The sequence below is a fragment of the Citrobacter sp. Cpo109 genome, from assembly GCF_030332565.1.
GTDB lineage: Bacteria > Pseudomonadota > Gammaproteobacteria > Enterobacterales > Enterobacteriaceae > Citrobacter > Citrobacter portucalensis.
The window spans coordinates 58631-83408 of record NZ_JAOWHQ010000068.1 but is presented as its reverse complement, the minus strand read 5'-3'; the positions used below and the strand labels follow the sequence as shown (position 1 = coordinate 83408).

The 24778-nt window shown below is 53.8% G+C and carries 22 protein-coding genes and 4 tRNA genes; 14 read left to right on the top strand and 12 right to left on the bottom strand.

The window, feature by feature from the left end; all coding sequences use genetic code 11:
- Positions 1 to 6: 6 nt before the first annotated feature.
- The 3 genes from OGY71_RS17220 to ascF all read right to left on the bottom strand — a co-directional run bounded on the left by OGY71_RS17220 (position 7) and on the right by ascF (position 3320).
- Complete coding sequence (locus OGY71_RS17220) at positions 7 to 246, bottom strand: SymE family type I addiction module toxin (RefSeq protein WP_008785630.1); 240 nt, start codon at positions 244 to 246, stop codon at positions 7 to 9.
- 172 nt (positions 247 to 418) lie between these two features.
- Positions 419 to 1843, bottom strand: a complete 1425-nt coding sequence (locus OGY71_RS17215; RefSeq protein ID WP_286613489.1) for a 6-phospho-beta-glucosidase — start codon at positions 1841 to 1843, stop codon at positions 419 to 421.
- Between the two features lie 22 nt (positions 1844 to 1865).
- Positions 1866 to 3320, bottom strand: coding sequence for a PTS cellobiose/arbutin/salicin transporter subunit IIBC (ascF, locus tag OGY71_RS17210; RefSeq protein ID WP_003825926.1), 1455 nt, complete (start codon positions 3318 to 3320; stop codon positions 1866 to 1868).
- A gap of 264 nt (positions 3321 to 3584) precedes the next feature.
- On the opposite strand from ascF, the gene OGY71_RS17205 reads away from it, so the two are divergent.
- The 3 genes from OGY71_RS17205 (at position 3585) to hypF (ending at position 7680) form a co-directional block, all read left to right on the top strand.
- Positions 3585 to 4598 carry a LacI family DNA-binding transcriptional regulator gene (locus OGY71_RS17205; RefSeq protein ID WP_193134580.1) on the top strand — a complete coding sequence of 338 codons (1014 nt, stop codon included), beginning with the start codon at positions 3585 to 3587 and terminating at the stop codon, positions 4596 to 4598.
- 152 nt (positions 4599 to 4750) lie between these two features.
- Positions 4751 to 5296: an electron transport protein HydN gene (hydN, locus tag OGY71_RS17200; protein ID WP_003037366.1), complete on the top strand. Its 546-nt coding sequence runs from the start codon at positions 4751 to 4753 to the stop codon at positions 5294 to 5296.
- A gap of 143 nt (positions 5297 to 5439) precedes the next feature.
- Positions 5440 to 7680 carry a carbamoyltransferase HypF gene (gene hypF / locus OGY71_RS17195; RefSeq protein ID WP_286613488.1) on the top strand — a complete coding sequence of 747 codons (2241 nt, stop codon included), beginning with the start codon at positions 5440 to 5442 and terminating at the stop codon, positions 7678 to 7680.
- A 148-nt stretch (positions 7681 to 7828) separates the two neighbouring features.
- On the opposite strand, the gene norW is transcribed toward hypF, so the two are convergent.
- Positions 7829 to 8962 (bottom strand): NADH:flavorubredoxin reductase NorW, encoded by a 1134-nt coding sequence (gene norW, locus OGY71_RS17190; RefSeq protein ID WP_003825933.1) that lies wholly within the window; start codon positions 8960 to 8962, stop codon positions 7829 to 7831.
- Positions 8959 to 10407, bottom strand: coding sequence for an anaerobic nitric oxide reductase flavorubredoxin (gene norV / locus OGY71_RS17185; protein ID WP_003825935.1), 1449 nt, complete (start codon positions 10405 to 10407; stop codon positions 8959 to 8961). The genes norW and norV overlap by 4 nt, the downstream gene beginning before the upstream one ends.
- Positions 10408 to 10598: 191 nt before the next feature.
- Here norV and norR point away from each other — a divergent pair, with 191 nt between their 5' ends.
- Positions 10599 to 12119 (top strand): nitric oxide reductase transcriptional regulator NorR, encoded by a 1521-nt coding sequence (gene norR / locus OGY71_RS17180; RefSeq protein ID WP_191222227.1) that lies wholly within the window; start codon positions 10599 to 10601, stop codon positions 12117 to 12119.
- On the opposite strand, the gene gutQ is transcribed toward norR, so the two are convergent.
- The 7 genes from gutQ to srlA all read right to left on the bottom strand — a co-directional run bounded on the left by gutQ (position 12116) and on the right by srlA (position 17037).
- The gene (gene gutQ / locus OGY71_RS17175) at positions 12116 to 13081 is read right to left on the bottom strand and encodes an arabinose-5-phosphate isomerase GutQ (RefSeq protein WP_191222228.1); all 966 of its coding nucleotides are present in this window, start codon (positions 13079 to 13081) and stop codon (positions 12116 to 12118) included. The genes norR and gutQ overlap by 4 nt on opposite strands.
- Positions 13074 to 13847: a glucitol operon DNA-binding transcriptional repressor SrlR gene (gene srlR, locus OGY71_RS17170; RefSeq protein WP_003037350.1), complete on the bottom strand. Its 774-nt coding sequence runs from the start codon at positions 13845 to 13847 to the stop codon at positions 13074 to 13076. Before srlR ends, gutQ begins: the two co-directional genes overlap by 8 nt.
- A 70-nt stretch (positions 13848 to 13917) precedes the next feature.
- On the bottom strand, positions 13918 to 14277 hold the full coding sequence (gene gutM, locus OGY71_RS17165) for a transcriptional regulator GutM (RefSeq protein ID WP_286613487.1): 360 nt from the start codon (positions 14275 to 14277) through the stop codon (positions 13918 to 13920).
- 55 nt (positions 14278 to 14332) lie between these two features.
- Positions 14333 to 15112, bottom strand: a complete 780-nt coding sequence (srlD, locus tag OGY71_RS17160; RefSeq protein ID WP_003037345.1) for a sorbitol-6-phosphate dehydrogenase — start codon at positions 15110 to 15112, stop codon at positions 14333 to 14335.
- A 17-nt stretch (positions 15113 to 15129) separates the two neighbouring features.
- Entirely contained in the window at positions 15130 to 15492 is a 363-nt protein-coding gene (gene srlB, locus OGY71_RS17155) for a PTS glucitol/sorbitol transporter subunit IIA (protein ID WP_193134574.1), read from the bottom strand.
- A gap of 13 nt (positions 15493 to 15505) precedes the next feature.
- Positions 15506 to 16477 (bottom strand): PTS glucitol/sorbitol transporter subunit IIB, encoded by a 972-nt coding sequence (gene srlE / locus OGY71_RS17150; protein ID WP_063940975.1) that lies wholly within the window; start codon positions 16475 to 16477, stop codon positions 15506 to 15508.
- A complete protein-coding gene (gene srlA / locus OGY71_RS17145; RefSeq protein WP_003825953.1) occupies positions 16474 to 17037 on the bottom strand; it encodes a PTS glucitol/sorbitol transporter subunit IIC in 564 nt (187 codons plus the stop codon). Before srlA ends, srlE begins: the two co-directional genes overlap by 4 nt.
- Before the next feature lie 265 nt (positions 17038 to 17302).
- On the opposite strand from srlA, the gene mltB reads away from it, so the two are divergent.
- The 10 genes from mltB (at position 17303) to OGY71_RS17095 (ending at position 24778) form a co-directional block, all read left to right on the top strand.
- Positions 17303 to 18382: a lytic murein transglycosylase B gene (gene mltB / locus OGY71_RS17140; RefSeq protein WP_003037336.1), complete on the top strand. Its 1080-nt coding sequence runs from the start codon at positions 17303 to 17305 to the stop codon at positions 18380 to 18382.
- A gap of 191 nt (positions 18383 to 18573) precedes the next feature.
- On the top strand, positions 18574 to 19071 hold the full coding sequence (gene pncC / locus OGY71_RS17135; RefSeq protein WP_048225249.1) for a nicotinamide-nucleotide amidase: 498 nt from the start codon (positions 18574 to 18576) through the stop codon (positions 19069 to 19071).
- 92 nt (positions 19072 to 19163) lie between these two features.
- Positions 19164 to 20228 (top strand): recombinase RecA, encoded by a 1065-nt coding sequence (gene recA / locus OGY71_RS17130; RefSeq protein ID WP_003037330.1) that lies wholly within the window; start codon positions 19164 to 19166, stop codon positions 20226 to 20228.
- Between the two features lie 86 nt (positions 20229 to 20314).
- Positions 20315 to 20815, top strand: coding sequence for a recombination regulator RecX (gene recX / locus OGY71_RS17125; protein ID WP_003825957.1), 501 nt, complete (start codon positions 20315 to 20317; stop codon positions 20813 to 20815).
- Positions 20816 to 20943: 128 nt separating this feature from the next.
- Entirely contained in the window at positions 20944 to 23571 is a 2628-nt protein-coding gene (gene alaS / locus OGY71_RS17120; RefSeq protein ID WP_003825959.1) for an alanine--tRNA ligase, read from the top strand.
- A gap of 238 nt (positions 23572 to 23809) precedes the next feature.
- Positions 23810 to 23995 (top strand): carbon storage regulator CsrA, encoded by a 186-nt coding sequence (gene csrA / locus OGY71_RS17115; protein ID WP_000906486.1) that lies wholly within the window; start codon positions 23810 to 23812, stop codon positions 23993 to 23995.
- A 336-nt stretch (positions 23996 to 24331) separates the two neighbouring features.
- Positions 24332 to 24424 (top strand) — tRNA-Ser (locus tag OGY71_RS17110).
- 3 nt (positions 24425 to 24427) lie between these two features.
- Positions 24428 to 24504: transfer RNA gene (locus tag OGY71_RS17105), tRNA-Arg, on the top strand.
- A 60-nt stretch (positions 24505 to 24564) separates the two neighbouring features.
- Positions 24565 to 24641, top strand: a tRNA-Arg gene (locus OGY71_RS17100).
- Between the two features lie 60 nt (positions 24642 to 24701).
- A tRNA-Arg gene (locus OGY71_RS17095) sits at positions 24702 to 24778 on the top strand.

Genomic DNA, 24778 nt, shown 5'->3' with positions numbered 1-24778 from the left:
TCCTCGTCATTCAATTGCCTGCTCAATAATTAACTTCCCCTGCATCACTGATACATTCACTGCCGTACCGGTCGGAAATCCAGCTTGTTCCAGCCAGTCGCCGTTCAGCGTGAGTGAGGCGTGACGACTGATTCGTCGCGTATAACCCGTTTTTGGATCTTCATGGCGTTTTCTGACATAGCTGACTTTCAAGCGACGTACCGGTTTGGTGATTGCCACCGCTGTTTTGCCCTTTTTATCAAACATGCACGCTTCCTTGTGGTGAACGGCCAGGATTAAAAACTACTGAATAAAATGCCAGTAAAAAAGGGGGAGGGCAAACCTGAAACTGGAAGGACGATTCCACATCCGGAATGTAATAAATGAAATGAAAATATGTACTTCTGCCGGAAGGCTGTAACCCCCTCCGGCAGATCCGTCATGCCAGATCGGCACCGTTGCTGGCGATGACTTTTTTGTACCACCAGAATGATTTCTTGCGTGTACGTGCCAGCGTGCCGTTGCCCGCGTCATCGCGGTCCACATACACAAAACCGTAGCGTTTGCTCATCTCACCGGTTGAGGCAGAAACCAGATCGATACAGCCCCAGGTGGTGTAACCCATCAGCGGCACGCCATCTTCAATCGCGTCTGCCATGGCGCGAATATGTTCGCGTAAATAGCTGATGCGATAGTCGTCATTGATCTCACCGTTAGCATCGATTTCATCTTTCGCTCCCAGCCCGTTTTCCACCAGAAACAGCGGTTTCTGGTAGCGGTCATACATCATATTCATGGTGATGCGCAGGCCGAGCGGATCGATTCCCCAGCCCCATTCGCTGGCGGCAATGTACGGATTACACAGCGACTTCACCACGTTGGCAGCACTGGTATTGCCCGTGTTCATTTCAGCGGAGGCGCAGCGCGATGCGTAATAGCTGAACGAGATGAAATCGACGGTGTTTTTCAGGATGTCGTCGTCTTCCGGGGCTTTTTCGATTACCACGCCTTTTTCGCGAAACACGCGGGCAGAGTAAGCCGGGTAGGCCCCGCGCGCCTGCACATCAATAAAGAACAGGTTTTCACGGTCTTTTTCCAGTGCGGTCCACACATCTTCCGGCTTACACGAGTAAGGATAAAAATTACCGCCAGCCAGCATACAACCGACCTGGTTTTGCGGATTAATTTCATGAGCTATTTTAGTCGCAAGGGCGCTGGCTATCAGTTCGTGGTGAGCGGACTGATATTTCACCTGATCCTGATTTTCACCTTCTTCAAATACCAGCCCGGCGCCTGAAAAGGGGCTGTGCAGCATGATGTTGATTTCGTTGAACGTCAGCCAGTACTTCACCAGACCGTCAAAGGCCTCGAAGCAGGTACGGGCGTAGCGGGTAAAGAACTCCACCATTTTGCGGTTACGCCAGGAGCCGTACTCAGTGACCAGATGCATAGGCACATCGAAGTGACACAGCGTGACTAATGGCTCAATACCGTATTTTTTACACTCGGCAAACACGGCCCGATAAAACGCGATTCCGTCTTCATTCGGCGTCAGCTCGTCGCCGTTAGGGTAGAGGCGGCTCCAGGCAATGGAAGTACGAAAAACCGTAAACCCCATTTCCGCCATCAGCGCGATATCTGCTTTATAGCGATGATAAAAGTCGATCGCCTGATGGCTGGGATAAAATTCGTCATCCCGCAGCGTAAAGCGCCTTTCCTGACCCAGTTTGACGGGCATGCGGTGTGTGCCGTGGGGGATCATATCGACGGTAGTCAGCCCTTTGCCGCCTTCCCGGTATGCCCCTTCAGACTGGTTGGCGGCCAGTGCGCCGCCCCATAAAAATCCTTGCGGAAAAACAGACATAATTAACCTCAGTTCATACCAGTCAAATGCTGGCTCCATTGATATTGCCCGGTTGTGCGGCCTGGTTTTTTCTGGCCTGCGCGGCTGCATCTTCGACAGGAATATCTTCAAAGCCGAGAATCAGCGTTAGTACAAAAGAAAGCACTACCGCCAGCGCCATCACGCCAAATACCCAAACGATGGTCATCGGATTGGCCGGATCGAAAAACTGGACGCTGGTGAACAGACCTGGAGCCGCCATGGAGTGGCTTGCAAGTCCGGCCATTCCAGCAACAGCACCGCAGATAAAACCGCTGATAAGGCTCGCAATCAGCGGACGTTTCAGGCGGATTGCCACGCCATACAGCGCGGGTTCGGAAATGCCCGCCATGATGGCTGAGGCGGCGGCCGCTAACGCCGTCTGGCGCAGCTCCGGGTTTTTGGTTTTCCATGCCACTGCCAGCGATGAACCACCTAACGACAAATTGGCGCCAATTTCCGATGGCATTACCATGCCTTCTTTTCCGGTTTCGGCAATGGTCTGAATAATGGTTGGCGTAAAGACACGGTGCATACCGGTCATTACCAGCAGCGGCCACAGCGCGCCCATAATGGCTACCGACAGCCAGCCGAGATAGCCGTGGATGGTATAGACCAGCGCTGAAATCGCGCTACCGATCCAGATACCGATCGGGCCAATGATGACGATGGCTAGCGGGGCGGCGATCAGCACGATCAGCATCGGTTTGAGGAAGTTTTTGGTCACCGCCGGAGTTATACGATCGACCCAACGTTCGATGTATGACAAGCACCAGGTCATGACCAGCGCCGGGATCACCGTGTAGGTGTATTTCACCGCCGTCACCGGGATCAGGGCAAACTCAACGTGCTCACCCTGCGCGGCCTTCGCCATCAGGTCGATAAAGCTGGGATGCACCAGTACGCCCGCGATGGCGATAGCCAGCGACATGTTGGTTTTGAATTTGATAGCGGCCGACGCGGCGACCATCAGCGGCAGGAAGAAGAATGCGCCGTCACCGATAACGGTCAGAATGGTGAGCGTGGACGATCCTTTCACCAGCACGCCAGTCATTTCCAGAACCATCGCCAGCAGCTTGAGCATTGATCCGCCGATAATCGCCGGGATCAACGGCGACATAGTGCCGATCAGCGCATCAAGGATCCCCGCGCCAATCCGCTTCAGCGTCAGTCGGGGTTTGATTTGCGGCTCAGCAGGCTGCATGTTGGCAGGCAACAGGCTGACCACTTCACGATACGCCTGCGAAACGGTGTTGCCGATAATCACCTGACACTGGTTCTCGTTACGCACCACGCCGAGCACGCCAGTGAGGGTTTTCAGCGTAGCACTGTCGACCAGCGAGTCATCTTTGAGAACGAAACGCAAACGGGTCATACAGTGGGTCACTGCTGTGATGTTGTTGACGCCTCCCAGAGCCGTCACAACGGAGCGCGCCAGCGCTGCATAATTCTTGGACATCGGATTTAATCCTGTTTTATCAGTAGAGTACGTTATGTTTTATCCGTTTACGTGGGTCGCTTTTCTGAGTTGATGAAACGCAGATAGGAAACCGGTTCCACAAAATCATGTTTAAATTGCATTAATTGATCAAGGTTTAATTTTGATCATTTTTTGTAATTGTGACTCCGATCACCAGATGTCAGCGTCTGTGATTTAGCAGCAAGGACAGCGGCAAAACGGTGAAGTACACTGCGTCACATTGAGAGAAAAGGGATGAGTAATATGACCACGATGCTGGAGGTGGCGAAGCGTGCCGGGGTGTCGAAAGCGACGGTTTCCCGGGTGCTTTCCGGAAACGGCTATGTCAGCCAGGAAACCAAAGACCGCGTGTTTCAGGCCATTAAAGAGAGTGGTTACCGCCCAAATTTGCTGGCGCGCAGTCTGGCGGCGAAAACCACGCAGACGCTGGGTCTGGTGGTAACGAATACCCTTTATCACGGCGTCTATTTCAGCGAGCTGCTGTTTCATACCGCGCGGATGGCGGAAGATAAAGGACGCCAGCTGTTACTGGCTGACGGTAAGCACAGCGCTGAGGAAGAGCGCCAGGCGATCCAGTACCTGCTCGACCTGCGCTGTGACGCGATTATGATTTATCCGCGTTTTCTCAGCGTGGATGAGATAGACGATATCATCGATGCCCACAGCCAGCCGATTATGGTGCTTAATCGACGCCTGCGGAAAAACAGTAGCCACAGCGTATGGTGCGATCAAAAGCAGACCAGCTTTAACGCCGTTACTCAGCTCATTGCCGCCGGGCATAAAGAGATTGGTTTTATTACTGGCTCGATGGATTCGCCAACCGGCGTGGAGCGACTTTCAGGTTATAAAGACGCGCTGGCACATCATGGTATCGCCCTAAATAATGATCTGATTGTTAAAGGGAAATGGACGCCAGCCTGCGGCGCTGCGGGTGTGGATACTTTGCTTTCGCGCAAGGTCAATTTTACCGCATTGGTGGCCAGCAATGACGATATGGCGATCGGCGCGATGAAGCAGTTGCACGGGCATGGTGTGAGCGTTCCCGCACAGGTGTCGGTGATTGGCTTTGATGATATCGCTCTCGCGCCATACACTATTCCGGCGCTTTCCAGCGTTAAAATCCCGGTAACAGAAATGATTCAGGAAACGATTGGGCGTCTGATCTTTATGTTGGGTGACGGGGCGTTTACGCCGTCAAAGACCTTCACCGGTGAACTCATTGCGCGCGACTCAGTTGCGCCTCCCGCTTCGCGCTGACGGCTGTCATTTGTCATTTGTCATCGTCACTAGTGACGATGACACACCCTTCTTGCGTACTTCAAAACAAAACTCCTTTAATAACAGCAAATTAAATTCTGGCACGATTTGTGTATGCTTCGGCAGATATTCTGTCATTGCTGGAGAAATTGATGAACCGTTTCATCATTGCAGACGCCAATAAATGCATTGGTTGCCGTACCTGTGAAGTGGCCTGCGTGGTATCCCATCAGGATAACCAGGACTGCGCATCGCTGACCCCTGAAACCTTTTTACCCCGTATTCACGTCATCAAAGGCGTTAATGTCTCCACGGCGACGCTGTGCCGCCAGTGCGAAGACGCGCCGTGCGCTAACGTCTGTCCAAACGGTGCGATCAGCCGTGATAAAGGTTTTGTTCATGTAATGCAGGAACGTTGCATTGGCTGTAAAACCTGCGTTGTGGCTTGTCCTTACGGCGCAATGGAAGTGGTCGTGCGTCCGGTCGTGCGTAACAGCGGCGCAGGTCTGAACGTCCGTGCAGAAAAAGCGGAAGCCAATAAGTGCGACCTGTGCCACCATCGTGAGGCCGGTCCTGCCTGTATGGAAGTGTGCCCGACTCACGCGCTGATTTATGTGGATCGCAATAAGCTTGAGCAACTGAGCGCGGAAAAACGTCGTCGCGCGGCGCTGGATTCCACCGCATCTTTGCTGTTCTGATATCTGAAAATCCGCGTAAAATACGGTAGTACTTATGCCGGATGGCGGCTTCGCCTTATCCGGCCTACTGTTCGCATCCACGTAGGCCTGATAAGCGTAGCGCTATCGGGCAAACCGGGATAGATGACTGCGGGAACGACTTAATGACAATAAACAACCACTCCGGCGTACAGCTGCGTATTCGCGGTAAGGTACAGGGCGTCGGATTTCGCCCCTACGTCTGGCAACTGGCGCGGCGGTTACAACTGCATGGCGATGTGTGTAACGACGGTGACGGTGTGGTTGTGCGCTTACAGGAAGATCCAGCGGAATTTATTGCGCAGTTGCATCAACACTGCCCACCGCTGGCGCGCATTGACAGCGTTGAAAGCGAACCATTCGCCTGGACGCAGCAGCCTGCCGATTTCTCGATTCGTCAAAGTGCTGGCGGTACGATGAATACGCAAATCGTTCCGGACGCCGCGACCTGTCCCGAATGCCTTGTAGAAATGAACACCCCCGGCGAACGTCGTTACCGATACCCCTTTATCAACTGCACCCACTGTGGTCCGCGTTTTACGATTATCCGCGCCATGCCCTACGATCGTCCATTTACCGTAATGGCATCATTCCCACTCTGCGCGCAATGTGACAAAGAGTATCGCGATCCGTACGACCGTCGCTTCCACGCCCAGCCAGTGGCTTGTCCAGCATGCGGCCCTCATCTGGAGTGGTTCTGTGCGGGTGAGCGAGCGGAGAAAGAAGAGGCGCTGCAGGCGGCGGTATCGCGGCTGAAAGCAGGCGGTATTGTGGCGGTTAAAGGCATTGGTGGGTTTCATCTGGTGTGCGATGCGCGAAATGATAACGCCGTAGCGCTACTCAGGCTGCGCAAACACCGTCCGGCGAAACCTCTGGCAGTGATGCTGCCCTCTGATGAAGGATTGCCTGAACCCGCTCGTCGTTTGCTGACTACCCCTGCTGCGCCGATCGTGCTGGTGCAGAAACGCTATGTCGCTGCATTGAGCGAGGGTATTGCGCCAGGGTTAACGGAGGTTGGCGTCATGCTGCCAGCGAATCCGTTACAGCATTTGCTCTTACAAGAGATGAATTGTCCGCTGGTGATGACCTCTGGCAACCTCAGCGGCAGGCCTCCGGCCATTACCAACGCCCAGGCGCTGGAAGATTTACACGACATTGCCGACGGTTTCCTGCTGCATAATCGCGAAATTGTGCAGCGGATGGATGACTCCGTGGTGCGCGACAGTGGGGAAATGCTGCGTCGTTCCCGAGGATATGTGCCAGATGCGGTCGCACTACCGCCAGGATTTCGCGACGTGCCGCCAATGCTGTGCTTAGGGGCGGATCTGAAAAATACTTTCTGTCTGGTGCGCGGCGAGCAGGCGGTTATCAGCCAGCATTTGGGCGATCTCAGCGATGACGGCATTCAGCAACAGTGGCGTGATGCGCTACGCCTGATCCAGAACATTTATGACTTTATGCCGCAGCGTATTGTGCATGATGCACACCCTGGCTATGTTTCAAGTCAGTGGGCCAGTGAAATGGAGCTGCCAACTGAAACGGTGCTGCATCACCATGCGCATGCCGCTGCGTGTCTTGCGGAGCACGGCTGGCCGCTCAATGGCGGTGATGTGATTGCCCTGACGCTAGACGGTATCGGTATGGGGGAAAACGGCGCGCTGTGGGGTGGAGAGTGTTTGCGGGTTAACTATCGTGAATGCGAACACCTTGGCGGCTTACCGGCGGTAGCGCTGGCGGGCGGCGATCTGGCGGCAAAACAGCCGTGGCGTAATCTGCTCGCGCAGTGCCTGCGTTTTGTTCCTGACTGGCCGCGTTATCCGGAAACATCGGTGCTGCAACATCAAAACTGGAACGTGCTGGTGCGCGCGATTGAACGGGGAATTAACGCTCCGCTGGCGTCATCGTGCGGACGACTGTTTGATGCCGTTGCCGCCGCGTTGCAATGTGCACCGGAATCATTGAGTTATGAAGGTGAAGCGGCTTGTGCGCTTGAGGCGATGGCATCGCAATGTGATGGCGTTGATCACCCTGTCACGCTGCCGCTTGATGACACTCAGCTGGACTTAGCGGTTTTTTGGCAGCAATGGCTGAACTGGCAGGCCAAACCAGCAGAAAGGGCATGGGCGTTTCACGACGCGCTGGCGTGTGGGTTTGCCACTCTGATGCGAAAGCAGGCTGAAGTGCGCGGGATCAAGACGTTAGTATTCAGTGGTGGCGTGATGCATAACCGCTTATTGTCGGCCCGTCTGGCGTTTTATCTGCGTGATTTTACCTTACTGTTCCCGCAGCGTTTACCGGCGGGCGACGGCGGGTTGTCATTGGGGCAGGGCGTGATTGCCGCGGCGCGAGCGTTGGCGCAAAAATAAAAAAAGCCCCGGGACTGGCGGGGCAAGAAAAACATGTCGGGGCATACCGACAAGTGGCAACGCACATCCATGTGCGTGAGGTTAATAAATCAGTAGCAGCGTTGCCGGGTAAAGTCGTAGGCCGGAGGCGCCATTCGGCATCCCAGACTTACACAGGCAACGTTTTCAGTAGCGCAAAGGCCTCTTTCATGCGGTCTTCACTGACGACAAACGCACACAGCTGGCCTTCGTCGTTCATCCCTCTGGCGACCATTCCCTGCGCTTCGGCGGCGATGTGCCAGTTCAGATCGCGGCGCTGGGTTTCCCCGGCCAAATGCAGAGGCAGTTCTGGCGTTTTGACTTTTACCAGCATGGCTGGCAGTTTCAATGGCGCATTGCCGCCGAGCAGGTTTTTCGCCAGATACATGGCACTCAGCTGAATCGGCTGCAGGAACGGGAGCACCTGACCGTTAATCTCCGCACAGTCGCCGAGAGCATAAATATCCGGGTGGCTGGTTTGCAGGTAGCTATCGACGCAGACACCACGATTGATGTTCAATCCGGCGCGACGCGCCAGTGCGGTCTCCGGGCGTAAGCCGGTGGCGGCGATCACCGCATCGACTTCCACGCTGCGGCTACGATCGAGCGTGGCACGAATACCTGGCGCCGTTTTCTCCAGCCCCTGAAGCTGTGATTTCAGCAGCAGGTGTACGCCCATATCGGTCAGACGATGCTGTAAGCGACTGCTGACTTCCGGCGGCATCAGCGAAGCCAGAATGCTGGCGGCGTTGTCGATAAGCGTTACCGCTTTACCGGCACGGCAGAAATCCATCGCCAGTTCACTGCCAATCAAGCCGCCGCCGACAATCAGTACCCGCTGGGCGTCACGCAGCTGTGTTTCACAAGCGCGATACTCTTGTTGGCTGTTCAACGTGAGCATTAACTCACGTCCGGTAACCGGCGGTACAAAGGCTGAAGCGCCCGTCGCCAGCACCAGCTTGTCGTACTGCCACTGCTGATCCTGGCTTTTCACTACGTGGGCATCAGCATCGATGTCGGTTACCCAGGTGTGCGGAAACAGGCGCAAATTAAACTGTTCGGCAAACTCACCCGCCGACTGGCGGGTGAGGTCGTCTGCACGCTGTGACTGACTGATAACATGGCTGAGATCGGGCTTGTTGTACTCATCCATGCTGTCCGCAGCAATCAAGGTCAGCGGGACATTTGCATCCTGCTTACGGATATTTTTGACTAACTGGCGGGCGGCGAAGCCCGAACCAATAATGACAATTCCGCGGCTCATTTTGCCTCCGTTGCCAGTACGTCGAAGACGTCTTTACCTAATGAACATTCCGGGCACAGGAAGTTATCCGGCACGTCGCTCCACGGTGTACCCGGCGCGACATCCTGCAGCGGTTCACCTTTTGCTGGGTCGTAAATCCACTGGCACACGCTGCACTGCATGCTAGGGCCAAGATCGGCGGCAGCCGCAGCGGCGCAAGCGCACTCTTCTTCTTTGGAAGCTGCTTTCACGGTTGCTTCCGGCAGTGGAGCAAGCGCCCACTGACGCGCGATTTCACGGCCGTGCTGGCGGCACAGTTCCAGCGCATCCAGGTCCGGACGCCATTTCGCCTTCAGGCTCAGCGACATTTCGAAACCTGCATCCTGCAAACGCGTGGACAAACGGTCTACTGCACCGCCGCTCCAGCCGTGTGAACCAAAGGCGCTGGCGCGTTTGTTACGAAAACGCAGGCCGGTCATCTCTTCCACCAAACCGGCGATTTTTGGCATCATCACGTTGTTCATCGTCGAAGTACCGACCAGCACGCCTTTAGAGCGGAAGACGTTAGTCAGAACTTCGTTCTTATCGCTACGGGCGACGTTAAAGATTTTCACGGCCACGTTCGGGTCAACTTCGTTGATGCCCTGGGCAATGGCGTCGGCCATCATGCGGGTGTTGTTGGACATGGTGTCGTAGAAAATGGTGATGCGGTCTTCCTGATAATCCGCCGCCCATTTCAGATACATTTCCACGATTTGCGTCGGGTTGTCGCGCCATACCACGCCGTGGGAAGTAGCAATCATATCGACAGGCAGGTTGAAGCCGAGGATCTCAGTGATTTTCGGTGTAACCAGACGGCTGAACGGCGTCAGGATATTGGCGTAGTAACGCTGGCACTGTTCGAACAGTTCGGTCTGGTCAACTTCGTCGTTAAACAGACGTTCGTCGCAGTAGTGCTGACCGAAGGCGTCGTTACTGAACAGCACCGCGTCGCCGGTCATGTAGGTCATCATGCTGTCAGGCCAGTGCAGCATTGGCGTTTCAACGAAGATCAGCTGTTTGCCGTTACCAATGTCCAGTGAATCACCGGTTTTCACCACGTTGAAATTCCACTCCGGGTGATGGTGATGCCCGTTGATGGAGTCAATGGCGTTGGCTGTGCAGTAAATCGGCGTGTCCGGGATGCAGGACATCAGCTCAGTCAGCGCCCCTGCATGGTCTTCTTCCGCGTGGTTAATAATGATGTAGTCGATATCCGCGAGGTCAATTTCACTGCGCAGGTTCTGTACGAATTCACGGCTAAACTTGTGGTCTACTGTATCGATCAGGACATTTTTTTCTTCACGGATGAGATAGCTGTTGTAGCTGCTGCCGCGCAGCGTTTTGTATTCAGTCCCGTGGAAATCACGAACTTCCCAGTCACGTTGGCCAACCCAATGAATGTTATTTTTAACCAGAATAGACATAGCAACCTCAGTAATTAATTCAGCGTTTTTCTAAAAAAGATGTTTTGCTTATTGCAGGTTGCGTGCCAACTTTTTATTTTATTGATTTTAATGGTTTTATTGTTTTCTGCTTATTAGGTGGTAGTCAAAATGACTATTAATTTTATTGTCAATATGACAATATAAATTGTCAAAATGACAATGAGGTAGTCATGAGCTTTTCCGTAGACGTGCTGGCGGGCATCGCCATTGAATTACAAAGCGGTATTGGACATCAGGATCGTTTTCAACGTCTGATAACCACTTTGCGTCAGGTGCTGGAGTGCGACGCGTCGGCACTGCTGCGCTACGAGTCGCGACAGTTTATTCCGCTGGCGATCGATGGGCTGGCGCAGGATGTTCTCGGCAGACGCTTTACTCTGGAAGGGCATCCGCGTCTGGAGGCGATTGCCCGCGCCGGAGACGTGGTTCGTTTCCCTGCCGACAGCGATTTGCCAGACCCATATGATGGTCTGATTCCGGGGCAGGAGAGTCTGAAAGTGCATGCCTGTATTGGGCTGCCGTTGTTCGCCGGTCAAAATTTGATTGGTGCGTTAACCCTGGATGGCATGGAGCCCGATCAGTTCGATATTTTCAGCGATGAGGAGCTTAGGCTGATTGCCGCGCTGGCGGCGGGCGCGCTGAGCAATGCGCTGCTGATTGAACAACTGGAAAGCCAGAATATGCTGCCAGGCTCATCAACGGCTTTTGAGCAGGTGACGGAAACCCAGATGATTGGCCTGTCGCCCAATATGATGCAGTTGAAAAAAGAAATTGAGATTGTGGCGGGGTCCGATCTCAACGTGCTGATTAGCGGCGAAACAGGTACCGGGAAGGAGCTGGTGGCTAAAGCTATCCATGAAGGTTCGCCGCGCGCGGTGAATCCACTGGTGTATCTGAACTGTGCGGCGTTGCCGGAAACCGTAGCCGAAAGTGAGCTGTTTGGTCACGTAAAAGGCGCATTTACCGGGGCTATCAGCAATCGTAGCGGTAAGTTTGAAATGGCCGACAATGGGACGCTGTTTCTCGACGAGATAGGCGAACTCTCGCTGGCGCTACAGGCTAAGCTGCTGCGCGTATTGCAGTACGGCGATATTCAGCGCGTGGGTGACGATCGCAGCCTGCGCGTGGATGTGCGGGTGCTGGCGGCGACGAACCGTGATTTACGCGAAGAGGTGCTGGCCGGGAATTTCCGCGCGGATTTGTTCCACCGTCTGAGCGTCTTCCCCCTTTCTGTACCGCCTCTTCGCGAGCGCGGCGAAGATGTGGTGCTGCTGGCCGGCTATTTTTGCGAGCAATGCCGACTGCGGCTGGGTCTTTCCCGCGTGGTGCTAAGCCCCGGCGCGCGTAGTCATCTGCTGAATTACGGCTGGCCCGGAAATGTGCGCGAGCTGGAACATGCCATTCACCGGGCGGTTGTTCTGGCAAGGGCTACCAGGGCAGGTGATGAAGTGGTGCTGGAGACGCAGCATTTTGCCCTGCAGGACGAAGGTCCGGCTTCGCAGGCGGCGGAAGTTGTTGCGGAGATCCCGCAACATCACAATCTGCGTGAAGCAACAGAGTCGTTCCAGCGGGAGATGATCCGCCGGGCATTGGTGCAAAATAATCACAGTTGGGCAGCAAGTGCGCGGGCGCTGGAAACAGACGTCGCCAACCTGCACCGGCTGGCGAAACGTCTGGGTCTGAAGGATTAGATAATACCGGCCTGATAAAAATCCTGCAGGTTGATAGCACCGGTGAGTTTACCGTTTTCATCGACCACCGGTGCGGCAGTGATTTTACGCTTCATCAGGATCTCTTTGGCGTCAATCGCGCGGCTCTGCGCCTGTAGCGTAATGCCATTCTTAGTCATAGCTTCGCTAACCTGGGTGGTAAGCGCTCCGCCCCCAACCAGCCAGCGGCGCAGGTCGCCGTCGGTAAAGACCCCTTTCACCAGTGACTGGTCGTCGCAGACCGCGACCAGGCCAAGACCCGTGCGGCTGAGTTCCAGCATCGCGTCCATCACGCTGGTGGTGAGCTTCACCTGAGGTACGGCATCGTCACGGCGCATTAGATGATGCACTTTATTCAACAGACGAGCGCCCAGCGCACCTGCCGGATGTGAGCGGGCAAAATCTTCTTCGTTAAAGCCGCGCGCCTGCATTACGGCGATCGCCAGCGCGTCGCCCATCATCAACGTATTTACGGTGCTGGACGTCGGTGCCAGGCGCATCGGACAGGCTTCGCGCTCAACGGAAATATCCAGCACGGCTTTGGCTGCCAGACCCAACGGTGAGGTCGGTTTTCCGGTCATTGCCAGCAGTGCGACGGATTTGTCTTCCAGGCGTGGGATGATGAGATCCAGCTCTTTCGCACCGCCGGAGTAGGAGATAAACAGCATGACATCACGGCTTTCGATCATCCCTAAGTCGCCGTGCAGCGCTTCCGCCGGATGCACAAAAAAGGCGGGTGTGCCGGTACTGGCGAGGGTCGCCGCAATTTTTTTGCCAATATGACCTGATTTACCAATACCGGAGACAATGACTTTGCCTTCACAGTGGATAATCGTATTGGCGGCGCGGACAAAATCATCGCCCAGGCGTTCTGGCAGTCGGCTGGCTTCCTGTAGTTCCAGCATTAACGTCTGACGGCCCGCGTTCAGTAGTGCATCACTCATTGGTTTCTCCGGTTATGATCACTTCAATCCCTTTTGCTTCCAGCGCCTGACGAAACGCAGGGTCGATGCCCGCATCGGTAATCAGCTTGTCGACGCTTTCCAGACTGCATACAACATTAGGGCTTTTGCGCCCAAATTTTGACGAGTCAGCCATCAGAATCACTTCGCGAGCGGCATTGCACATCGCTTTACTGACGCTAAACACCTCATTAAAGGTGGTCACGCCGGCATTGAGGTCAATGCCGTCGGTGCCCATGAAGAGTTTATCAAAGCTGAACTGCTCAAAGGCGTTTTCTGCCAGCTGACCGTGAAATGACGCAGATTTTTTGCGAAAGGTCCCGCCGGGCATCAGGATAGTTTGCTCGTTGTCCAGCTCCGAAAGGGCGTTAACAATGTGCAGACTGTTGGTCATGACGGTGATGTTGCTAAAGCGCGTGAGCATCGGCACCATCTGCAGTACGGTGCTACCCGCATCCAGAATAATAGAGTCGCCATCGTGTATAAAACGGACGGCGGCTTCGGCAATCTGCTCTTTTTTATGCGTATTGATTAGCGTTTTGTGATCGATTGGCGGGTCGGATTCGTCTTTATTTAATACTACGCCGCCATAGGTACGAATGACGGTTCCGGCATTTTCCAGAATGACCAGGTCTTTGCGAATGGTCGTGCCGGTCGTGTCAAAGTAGTGGGCCAGTTCTTCAACCGAGCATTTTCCCTGCTTTTGCAGATGCTCCAGTATGGCAGCCTGACGCTGACGAGGTTTCATAGGCGTGATTACCCTGACTTAATAGGTTGCAAAATGATAATTTCGCAAGCTATTAGCATTCACAACGAAATTACCCATGTTTCAGTTTAAGCGCCAATGATAGTGCATTCTGCGCTAATGGATCATGGGGAAAGATCACATCAGGCTGTAAATCATCAAGATGTTTGCCCATTATTGTGGCAATTTTGCCGGGTCTGGCGAGTACCGTAAGACCTTTCATAAACAACGTATCGGTAACCCGTTGCTGCTCATCCAGCGCAATGGCTACCACCACGCGCGGTTTAAAACGCCCACCGGAGCGACCAACACCAACCCGACCTTGCTGGCAGAGTTGATCAAACGCCCGGTTAAAGCGGGATATTTGCCAGCCACCAAGCGCCAGTTGCAGGCACCAGGCGATAGCGGCGACGGTAATCAGTGCGGAAACCATTATGTACTCCTTTGATTTTGCCGGATAAGCGCAGCCGCCATCCGGCAATTCAACATTAAAACATCACCTGACCGCCGGTCACGTTGATGGACTGCCCGGTGCAGTAAGAGGCTTTTGGACTGGCGTAAAACAGCAGCATGTTCAGTACGTCCTGATAATCGCAGCCGCGCTTGAGCGGAACCTTATCAATGTAATACTGCTCAACTTCGTCTGGCTTAAGACCCAGCTTGGTCGCATATTGCGGCAATAACGACTGAAACATCGGTGATTTCAGCAGATTACCGAGCATCAACGAATGCACGGTAATCCCGTATTCCGCCAGATCCAGCGCCAGCGACTGGGTTAGGCCCACGCCGCCAAATTTTGCCGCGCTATAACCTGAGTTGTGTTTACTGCCCACTTTCCCTGATTTGGAGTTGATCTGGATAATGCGTCCCTGCACGCCATCGCGGATCATCAGGCGTGAAAATTCACGTGCACAGAGGAAGTAGCCGACCAGATTGACCTGCAGCGAGCGGTCGAAATCCCCAAGCTGAAAGTCGCTGATAAACGCGGCTTTAGCGATACCCGCGCTGTAAACCAGCAGATCGACACGACCGAATATTTCATCCACTCCGCGCGACAGCGCCAGCACGCTCTGTTCGCTGGTGGCATCTGCGCCAAAACCGTACGCGGTACCTTCGCCAAACTCGGCGTTAATTTCTTGCGCGACGTTGGCAGCTTTATCGCTTTGAATATCCACTACCGCGACGCGGTATCCTTCTGTCGCAAGCCCACGGCAAAGGAATGCCCCCAGGGTCTGACCTCCACCAATGACAACGGCAACCTGATTCATTTTTATCTCCTTCAATCTTAAGCAACAAACTTCAAAATACAGCCCGGGGCGATACCGTCCGGGACGGGGCCCGCAACGTGTACAGTGCCGGGGAATTCCGCTTCGCTCTGCCCGTCAAAGCGCAGGGTGATATGCCCGAGTTCACGTAAGTTTTGTTCCGCCACGCTGCCAACGGCGGTGACCGGGTAGTGGTGCTGACCCAGTTCAAACTGGATCCCGGCTTGCAATGAGCCGCTCAGCTCTCCGTGGCAATGGATGAAACAAAACTCTTCGATATCCGCTGGTGCACCTTCACGAAAGGTAATCAGCATCTGGTCGCACAGTGCATCCGAGGCGCTCTGGCCGATACGGGTAATGGTGGTTTGATAAATTACGGTCATTTTTGAGTGCCCCTTATTGGTAAATAAAGCCAGAAACAAACCAGGCGATGAGAACGGTAGGCGCGCCGGTCAGAAAACGGCTCACCAGTACGGATGGCACGCCGACGCGGACCGTGTCCTGACGCGCTTCGGCCAGCGACAACCCAACCGGAATAAAGTCACATGCAGCCTGGGCGTTAATGGCGAACAGGGCAGGTAGCGCCAGATGCGGAGGAATGTTCCCCAGACCAATCTGTACACCGATCAGCACGCCGATAACCTGGGCGATAACCGCACCGGGGCCGAGGAAAGGCGACAGCAGCGGGAAAGAGCAGATCAGCGCCAGAGTAACCAGTCCCAACGGATGGCTGGCCAGCGGCGCGAGTCCATGGGCAATCCAGTCTCCCAGACCCGAAGCCATAATGATGCCGATCAGTGCCGAGACGAACGCCATAAATGGCAGAATAGTTTTCAGGACGGTATCGATGGTGTCGCGCCCGGACTGGAACAGAACCGCAACGGCTGAACCCATGCCCATTCCCACTTTTGCCAACAGGCCGTCGCTTTGTTCGGTAATCTTTTTACTGGTGTCGTAATCGCGACCGATAGTGCTGCTTGCAGGTTGCGGCGCAGCGGATGCATCGCCGACAATCGTGATGTTTTCTTCTTTCACGCCAGAGACATAGATATCTTCGACAATGTACTGAGCCAGCGGGCCGGATTTACCAGTAGCGTGAATATTCACCGTCGGTATACGGCGTTTGGGATAGATCCCACAGCGCAGTGTGCCGCCGCAGTCGATGATCGCCACACCAATTTCGTTCTCCGGCGGCTCGCCTTCTTTGAAGCCATCAATAGCCTGCCAACCGGTCAGGCTTGCTATCCTGTCGACTATTGCGGGGCGAGTTCCGGCGGTGATATAGACAATTTTCTTGCCCGGTTCGGCATCCAGTTCAAGCGGGCCGCCCCAGCCGCCGGTGCCTTTTTCAATACGAATACGCGTCATGATGTTGCTCCCGCCAGATGCACTTTCTGCTCAAGTTGAATGCCCATTTTTTTCTCAAAGATGGCGGTGGTGAAATCAGTCACCCAGCCGCGGAAGAAGTTGGTCACCAGACCGACCAGCAAATAGCTCACCGCTAGCGGGCCAAGCGGAAGCCCCAGCGTGGTCAGTCCGCTGGCGATCCCCAGATAGACGAACAGTTCACCAGGGTTGATGTGTGGGAATAAGCCGTTCATTGAATGGCAACTGTAAGAGGCGGCGGCGTAGTAGCTGGGCTTGTATTTTTCTGGCATAAAGCGACCCAGACTCAGCGTCATCGGGTTACAAAATACAAATGTGCCGATGCACGGCAGCAGCAAATAGCGGGACAGCGGGTTTCCGGCGCAGCGCTGAGCAAAACGTTCAATACGCTGCTGGCCGATAAAGTTAATCAGCGCATTCATGATGACCAGCAGGCTAATCAGCAGGGGAAGAATACCGGTCACCATGCCGGTAAACACTTCTCCGCCTTTCTGGAACAGCCCGATAAACCACTCAGCACCGAGTGTGATGGTGTCGATCATTATTCTCTCCTGTAGGGGGTTTTAGTTATCTTGCCAAACGGTATCTGATTTTAATCACACTGAAAGATTTGAAAGTGTTATTTTGATCTCAAATTGAAAGATAAATATTTTAATTTGAAAGTTATTGCGTGAAAGCTCGCAAATGTGATGGTCAGAGATGAAAGGGGATGTAAATTCTGTGAAGGAGAGCGACTACCGCTTCCTTGTATGGCGGAGGATGCTTTACCATACTTCTCCCAGGCTGAATTTGTTTAATGGATGTCTCATGTTCAAGCGTCGTTATGTAGCGTTACTCCCCCTTTTCGTACTGCTCGCTGCCTGTAGCAGCAAACCTAAACCTTCAGAGACTCAAACGACTACGGGGGCGCCATCCGGCGGCTTCCTGCTTGAGCCACAGCACAACGTCATGCAAACGGGCGGTGATTTTGCCAATAATCCGAACGCGCAGCAGTTCATCGAGAAAATGGTGAACAAGCACGGCTTTGACCGCCAGCAGCTGCAGGAGATCCTGTCGCAGGCCAAGCGTCTGGACTCGGTATTGCGTTTGATGGATCGCCAGGCACCGACGACTCAGCCGCCAGCCGGTCCTAACGGTGCATGGCTGCGCTACCGCAAACAGTTCATCACACCTGACAACGTGCAAAATGGCGTGGCCTTCTGGAATCAATATGAAGATGCGCTGAACCGTGCGTGGCAGGTCTATGGTGTTCCGCCGGAAATTATCGTTGGCATTATCGGCGTTGAAACGCGCTGGGGCCGCGTGATGGGCAAAACCCGTATTCTGGATGCGCTGGCGACGCTGTCGTTTAACTATCCTCGTCGTGCGGAATACTTCTCTGGTGAACTGGAAACCTTCCTGCTGATGGCGCGAGATGAAAGCGACGATCCGCTCGATTTGAAAGGTTCTTTTGCCGGCGCGATGGGTTACGGCCAGTTTATGCCGTCTTCCTATAAACAATATGCCGTTGATTTTAATGGTGATGGCCACATTAACCTGTGGGATCCGGTTGATGCCATCGGTAGCGTGGCGAACTATTTCAAGGGCCACGGCTGGGTGAAAGGCGATACGGTCGCGGTTCCGGCAAATGGTCAGGCACCAGGGCTGGCGAACGGCTTTAAAACCCAGTACAGCATTTCTCAGCTTGCTGCCGCGGGTCTGACGCCACAGCAGTCGTTGGGTAATCATCAGCAGGCCAGCCTGCTGCGCCTGGATATTGGTACCGGCTATCAGTACTGGTATGGATTGCCGAACTTTTACACCATCACCCGCTACAACCACAGTACCCACTACGCGATGGCCGTGTGGCAACTGGGTCAGGCGGTCGCGCTGGCGCGCGTGCAGTAACCGCTCCACCGGCCTACAGGACGATATCGCTTGTAGGCCGGATAAGATGCCCTGACATCGTCATCCGGCAGGTCTTATTTCTGCAACGGAGCAATTTTTGGAATCCCCCTCGTAAAACGTTCTCTCCATCCCCACATTGGTTATGAAAGTGCTATCTTGTCCGGCATATTTTTTAACTGACAGAGGCTGAAATGACTGACAGTGAACTGATGCAGTTAAGCGAGCAGGTTGGCCTGGCGCTGAAAGCGCGTGGGGCGACCGTTACGACGGCGGAATCCTGCACCGGCGGCTGGGTGGCCAAAGCGATTACGGATATTGCCGGAAGCTCCGCCTGGTTTGAGCGTGGGTTTGTGACCTACAGCAACGAAGCCAAAGCGCAGATGATTGGCGTGCGCGAAGAGACGTTGGCCCAGCATGGGGCGGTGAGCGAGCCTGTGGTGGTGGAGATGGCAATTGGCGCGCTAAAAGCTGCGCGCGCGCATTTCGCGGTCTCGATCAGCGGTATTGCCGGGCCGGATGGCGGCAGTGAAGAAAAGCCCGTGGGTACCGTATGGTTCGCCTTTGCCAGCGCGAGCGGCGAGGGGATTACGCGTCGGGAATGCTTCAGCGGCGATCGCGACGCGGTACGCCGACAGGCGACCGTCTACGCGTTACAAACCCTGTGGCAACAATTTCTACAAAATACTTGATACTGTATGAGCATACAGTATAATTGCCTCAACAGAACATTATCTACCACGTTTCGCGGTTTAACCCGAAAGCGGCATGACAGGAGTAATTAATGGCTATCGACGAAAACAAACAGAAAGCGTTGGCGGCAGCGCTGGGTCAGATCGAAAAGCAATTCGGTAAAGGCTCCATCATGCGCCTGGGTGAAGACCGTTCCATGGATGTGGAAACTATCTCCACCGGTTCGCTTTCTCTGGATATCGCATTGGGCGCGGGCGGTCTGCCAATGGGCCGTATCGTCGAAATCTACGGGCCTGAATCCTCCGGTAAAACAACGCTGACCCTGCAGGTTATTGCCGCTGCGCAGCGTGAAGGTAAAACCTGTGCATTTATCGATGCGGAACACGCGCTGGATCCGGTCTATGCCCGTAAGCTTGGCGTTGATATCGACAACCTGCTGTGTTCTCAGCCGGATACCGGTGAACAAGCGCTGGAAATCTGTGATGCGCTGGCGCGCTCCGGTGCGGTTGACGTTATCGTTGTCGACTCCGTTGCCGCATTGACGCCGAAGGCAGAAATCGAAGGCGAGATTGGCGACTCTCACATGGGCCTTGCGGCGCGTATGATGAGCCAGGCGATGCGTAAGCTGGCCGGTAACCTGAAGCAGTCCAACACGCTGCTGATTTTCATCAACCAGATCCGTATGAAGATTGGCGTTATGTTCGGTAACCCGGAAACCACCACCGGTGGTAACGCCCTGAAATTCTATGCGTCTGTTCGTCTGGATATCCGTCGTATTGGCGCGGTGAAAGAAGGCGACAACGTGGTCGGCAGCGAAACTCGCGTTAAGGTTGTGAAAAACAAAATTGCAGCGCCGTTCAAACAGGCTGAATTCCAGATCCTTTACGGTGAAGGCATCAACTTCTACGGCGAACTGGTTGACCTGGGCGTGAAAGAGAAGCTGATTGAAAAAGCCGGTGCATGGTACAGCTATAACGGTGAGAAAATCGGTCAGGGTAAAGCGAATGCGACCAACTGGCTGAAAGAGAACCCGGCAACTGCGAAAGAAATTGAGAAGAAATTACGTGAGTTACTGCTCAATAACCAGGATTCAACGCCTGATTTCTCCGTTGATGACAGCGGCGAAGACGTAAAAGAAACGAACGAAGATTTCTGATAATCTGTTTTGAATCGCATGTTGTGAATCACATATAGTAAAGGGCTGCATATCATGCAGCCCTTTTTCATTTCTGAAGGCTTACTATGACAGAAGCAACTTCCCGCCGTTCTGCTTATTCCCGACTGCTTGACCGCGCCGTACGTATTCTGGCGATGCGCGACCACAGCGAGCAGGAACTGCGGCGCAAGCTGGCCGCTCCGGTGATGGGGAAAAATGGACCAGAAGAAATTGATGCCACGCCGGAGGATTACGACAAGGTCATCGCCTGGTGTATTGAAAGTCGTTATCTGGATGATGATCGTTTCGTGCGGCAGTTTATCGCCAGCCGTAGCCGCAAAGGTTATGGACCAGCCCGAGTGCGCCAGGAATTAAACCAAAAAGGGATCGCACGTGAAGCTATCGAGCGGGCCATGCGTGAGTGCGAAGTTGACTGGGCAGTGCTTGCACGCGAGCAGGCCATTCGGAAGTACGGTGAACCTTTACCTGTCGATTTTTCAGATAAGATAAAGGTCCAGCGTTTTTTGCTCTATCGCGGCTATCTGATGGAAGATATTCAGGCAATATGGCGAAATTTTGACGATTGACCGCATACGGGATTTTACTTCCCAGTAAAGAAAACTTATCTTATTCCCACTTTTCGATTGCCAGAGGCGCAGTTTGCGTGCCGATGCTGGTAATGACATTTCGTTAGCTTGATTTCTTCAGGATAATTATGAGCAAGAGCACCGCTGAGATCCGTCAGGCGTTTCTCGATTTTTTCCATAGTAAAGGACACCAGGTAGTTGCCAGCAGCTCCCTGGTACCGAACAATGACCCTACTTTGTTGTTTACCAACGCCGGGATGAACCAGTTCAAGGATGTTTTCCTTGGCCTCGACAAGCGTAATTATTCCCGCGCAACCACCTCGCAGCGTTGTGTACGTGCGGGCGGTAAGCACAATGACCTGGAAAACGTCGGTTACACTGCACGTCACCACACTTTCTTCGAAATGCTGGGCAACTTCAGCTTCGGCGATTACTTCAAACACGACGCTATTCAATATGCATGGGAACTACTGACCGGTGAAAACTGGTTTGCCCTGCCAAAAGAGCGTCTGTGGGTAACCGTCTATGAAACTGACGATGAAGCCTATGAAATCTGGGAAAAAGAAGTCGGTATTCCGCGCGAACGTATCATCCGTATCGGTGATAACAAAGGTGCGGCTTATGCTTCAGACAACTTCTGGCAGATGGGTGATACCGGTCCTTGCGGTCCATGCACAGAAATTTTCTACGACCACGGCGACCATATCTGGGGTGGACCTCCGGGAAGCGCAGAAGAAGATGGGGATCGCTACATTGAGATCTGGAACATCGTCTTCATGCAGTTCAACCGTCAGGCTGACGGCACCATGGAACCGCTGCCGAAACCGTCCGTGGATACCGGTATGGGTCTGGAGCGTATTGCGGCCGTGCTGCAACACGTTAACTCCAACTATGAAATCGACCTGTTCCGCTCATTGATCGAATCCGTGGCGAAAGTCACTGGCGCAACCGATCTGAGCAACAAGTCTCTGCGCGTTATTGCCGACCATATCCGTTCCTGTGCATTCCTGATTGCCGATGGCGTTGTGCCGTCGAATGAAAACCGTGGCTATGTGCTGCGCCGTATCATTCGTCGCGCGGTACGTCATGGCAACATGCTGGGCGCGAAGGATACCTTCTTCTACAAGCTGGTTGGTCCGTTGGTGGACGTCATGGGCTCTGCAGGTGAAGAACTGAAGCGTCAGCAGGCTATGGTTGAACAGGTTCTGAAAACCGAAGAAGAGCAGTTTGCGCGTACTCTGGAGCGTGGTCTGGCGCTGCTGGACGAAGAACTGGCAAAACTGTCTGGCGATACGCTGGATGGCGAAACCGCATTCCGTTTGTATGACACCTACGGTTTCCCGGTTGACCTGACGGCAGACGTTTGCCGTGAGCGTAACATTAAGGTTGATGAAGCGGGCTTTGAAGCTGCAATGGAAGAACAGCGCCGTCGTGCGCGTGAAGCCAGCGGCTTCGGCGCAGACTACAATGCGATGATTCGCGTTGATGGCGCCTCTGAATTTAAAGGCTACGAGCACCTGGAACTGAACGGCAAAGTGACCGCGCTGTTTGTTGATGGTAAAGCGGTAGACGCAATTAACGCAGGTCAGGATGCCGTTGTCGTACTGGATCAGACTCCGTTCTATGCGGAATCTGGTGGTCAGGTTGGCGACAAGGGTGAGCTGAAAGGCGCAGGCTTCGCGTTTGCCGTTAGCGACACGCAGAAATATGGCCAGGCCATTGGTCACATCGGCAAGTTGTCTGCGGGTTCTCTGAAAATTGGTGATGCGGTACAGGCTGATGTGGATGAAGCCCGTCGTGCGCGTATTCGTTTGAACCACTCCGCAACGCACCTGATGCACGCAGCGCTGCGCCAGGTTCTGGGCACACATGTGGCACAGAAAGGTTCGTTGGTTAACGATAAACTGCTGCGCTTCGACTTCTCTCATACCGAAGCAATGAAGCCTGCTGAAATCCGTGCCGTTGAAGATCTGGTGAACGCGCAAATCCGTCGCAACTTGCCGATTGAAACGAACATCATGGATCTCGAAGCGGCAAAAGCCAAAGGCGCAATGGCACTGTTTGGCGAGAAATATGACGACCATGTGCGCGTTCTGAGCATGGGTGATTTCTCTACCGAACTGTGTGGCGGTACTCACGCCAGCCGTACAGGTGATATCGGTCTGTTCCGCATTGTGTCCGAGTCAGGTACTGCGGCAGGCGTTCGTCGTATTGAAGCCGTAACCGGTGAAGGTGCTATCCAAACCGTGCATGCTGAGAGCGATCGCTTAAGCGATATTGCGCAGCTGCTGAAAGGCGATAGCCAGAATATCGGTGACAAAGTTCGTTCCGTGCTGGAGCGTACACGTCAACTGGAAAAAGAATTGCAGCAATTGAAGGAACAGGCTGCGGCGCAGGAGAGTGCAAATCTTTCCAGCAAAGCGGTTGATATCAACGGCGTGAAGCTGCTGGTCAGCGAACTCGCGGACGTTGAGCCGAAAATGTTGCGTACCATGGTTGATGATCTGAAAAATCAACTGGGGTCTACCGTTATCGTTCTGGCAACGGTAGTGGAAGGTAAGGTTTCTCTGATTGCGGGTGTGTCTAAGGACGTGACAGATCGCGTGAAAGCAGGGGAACTGGTTGGAATGGTCGCTCAGCAGGTCGGCGGCAAGGGTGGCGGTCGTCCGGACATGGCGCAAGCCGGTGGTACGGATGCAGCGGCTCTGCCTGCAGCGTTAGCCAGTGTGAAAGGCTGGGTCAGCGCAAAACTGTAATAATTATAAGCGTAAGTCGACGCTGCGGACTTCAATCCGCAGCGTTTGTATCAACGCTATCGACAACGATAAAGTCAGGTTGAAGTTGTGTATATCGGCTAAACTTAGGTTTAACAGAATGTGATGCCGTGACTGCTTACACTTAGGTGTTTGTCATCGCTTACTTTTTGGCGTTATATGATGGATAATGCCGGGATACAGAGAGACCCGACTCTTTTAATCTTTCAAGGAGCAAAGAATGCTGATTCTGACTCGTCGAGTTGGTGAGACCCTCATGATAGGCGATGAGGTCACCGTGACAGTTTTAGGGGTGAAGGGCAACCAGGTGCGCATTGGCGTAAACGCCCCGAAAGAAGTTTCTGTCCATCGTGAAGAGATCTACCAGCGTATCCAGGCTGAAAAATCCCAGCAGTCCAGTTACTAAGGTTTTCGCGTCTCACCTCTCTGGTGAGGCGCAACCTGATTGAGTGACCCTTTTTCTTCTCTTTTCTTCTTCGTCTTCCCCATTTTTTCGATTCCACTGCGCGTAATGCCTTTTCCTGCGAAGTTTCCGTTTGCTCACTCCTTCAGGAAATTGCCAATTTATCTGTTGATAAAACACTCTTTTTGCCGTTTTTGCAGACTAATTGCGCGTGAAATGTGCAAACGATAAAAGCTCTGGAAAAATTGTTTGACTTATAAGTCCCAGAAAGTAATATGTGCGCCACGCAGCGACGATGAGCAGAAACAAGTTCTTCGAAGCACTCGCAAGAGGCGTGTTGGTGAGGTGGCCGAGAGGCTGAAGGCGCTCCCCTGCTAAGGGAGTATGCGGTCAAAAGCTGCATCCGGGGTTCGAATCCCCGCCTCACCGCCATTTGCATCCGTAGCTCAGCTGGATAGAGTACTCGGCTACGAACCGAGCGGTCGGAGGTTCGAATCCTCCCGGATGCACCATATTACTTGATATCGCTTTAGCAGCGATATCAAATCTGCAGTAAAGTAAGTTTCCCTGATGCATCCGTAGCTCAGCTGGATAGAGTACTCGGCTACGAACCGAGCGGTCGGAGGTTCGAATCCTCCCGGATGCACCATCTCTTACTTGATATCGCTTATCACGGTATCAGTATCGGCAGTAAAGCAAGTTTCCCGATGCATCCGTAGCTCAGCTGGATAGAGTACTCGGCTACGAACCGAGCGGTCGGAGGTTCGAATCCTCCCGGATGCACCA